The sequence below is a fragment of the Metabacillus sp. RB-C-LZQ-3-1 genome, assembly GCF_058315175.1.
In genome coordinates this window covers 1-1,644 of sequence record NZ_JBZFLI010000053.1, presented here as the reverse complement: position 1 = coordinate 1,644, position 1,644 = coordinate 1, and the positions used below count along the sequence as shown (strand labels likewise).

2 protein-coding genes are annotated in these 1,644 nt (G+C 48.7%); both read right to left on the bottom strand.

The window, feature by feature from the left end; all coding sequences use genetic code 11:
* Positions 1-99 precede the first annotated feature (99 nt).
* A complete protein-coding gene (locus AC4GZ8_RS26315) occupies positions 100-225 on the bottom strand; it encodes a hypothetical protein (RefSeq protein ID WP_491084835.1) in 126 nt (41 codons plus the stop codon).
* Between the two features lie 82 nt (positions 226-307).
* Positions 308-1,570: an IS91 family transposase gene (locus tag AC4GZ8_RS26310; RefSeq protein ID WP_120044955.1), complete on the bottom strand. Its 1,263-nt coding sequence runs from the start codon at positions 1,568-1,570 to the stop codon at positions 308-310.
* Between the last annotated feature and the right edge of the window lie 74 nt (positions 1,571-1,644).

Genomic DNA, 1,644 nt, shown 5'->3' with positions numbered 1-1,644 from the left:
TAAGAAAAACGCCTGACGGCGTCCTTTAAGTTCGTGCATCTCCGTTCATATGTGCCAAAGTAAGCTGGGGTATGGGGATCTTCTTCCTCTGTCCCCAGTCTACTTTTTCACATCACTTATCCTGTATTCGTAGCCATGAACTCCTTTGTAATATTCCGGATACATCGCTCCGCCGCATTCTTCACAACGGAATTGTGGAGGTACGGTCGGATCTCCATCATCCATCGCATCGAAATTCCGTACGACTTGCAGCGGAATCTCTTCTTCGCTGCTGCATTGCAAACAAATGTATTTTATCGTTTCTTTGCTACGCAGCCCGCTCTGCGGCTTTTTCTTTTTCTTGACCGCCTTTCGTTTCCTGGACACCGGTGACATCCCGAATCATCCTTTCCAGGCATGCCTTTGAGGTGGAGCACACCGCGTACTTCACCTTCAATTGCCCATCCTCAAGGCAAGCTTCTCCCTTGTATTCGTAATAACTTTCGCATTTCGGACAACATGGCGGCTTCCCCGTCTGCTCCTTGACCCGTTCACTCCACGTTCTGCGTTTCAATATCCGCTTTGCCTTGACGATCCATCTTCTCGCCGCTTTTTGCCACTCGCTGACTAACTTCTTGCACAGGCTCTTGATCCGCCGCGAGTAAACCCCATAGTAACGAATCGTCTTAAAGTTTTCATCCGGGATATGTCGGATCAGCCTTCCGATGAATTCTTCCACCGGGATCGTCTCCGTTTTCTCCTCCCCATCCGTCTTATCCCGATAACGAAAGGTCACCGTTTCTCCGTCGTACGCTTCGATCCGGCTCACCGCAATCGCCGGTCTTCTCATATATCGCCCGATATATCCGAGTTGCCGCTTGACGTTCCCTTTCTGTTTCGGGGCATACACATAGAAGCCTTCCCCATTTTCGGAGTAGGCTTTTTGCAAACGGGATTGTACTTGCTTTTTCTCTCGGGCGCTTAACTTTCGGCGAATCAGCTTCAACACAACCGTCTGCCATTGTTTACGCAACATCTCGAACGGCACAAAGTCATACGTTTTCCATTCCCCGTTCTTCTTCATCCCGCCCATGGTTACTAGCATATGGACATGGGGATTGAAATTCATCCGCGCCCCAAAGGTATGAAGCCCTGCTATGATGCCGGGCGTCACCTTGTGCTTCTTCTCGAAATACGTTTTGACTACACGGACGGCCTCGTCCATAAATTCTTTGAGCAGTTTGTCTCGGTGGAGAAGAAACACTTCGCGTAATCCTTCATCAACCGTGAAAACGACATGACGGTGATTGACCTGAAATACATCTTGTTCGAGCAACCGGGCCCATTCTTCCGTTTCTCCGCATGAACAGGTCGTACAGAATCTTCCTTTGCAACGATACGGAACAAGCCGTAGGTCGTGGCATCCTTCGCACACCAACAGCTTAAAACCATTCCTTGGATCTCCGCATTTGCGAAACTTCTCCACTTCTTTTAGCACATTAGGACGAAGCTTGCCCTTATGCTTCGCAACAAACCGATCCCAATGTCCATGTTCATCAAAGAAGATTCGTTTTAGCACGTTCGTCTCCATATCCTAACCTTACCAAAAACAACAACGAGGCGGAAGTCCTGCCCCACCCCGAAATGTTATAAATTCTATAATGT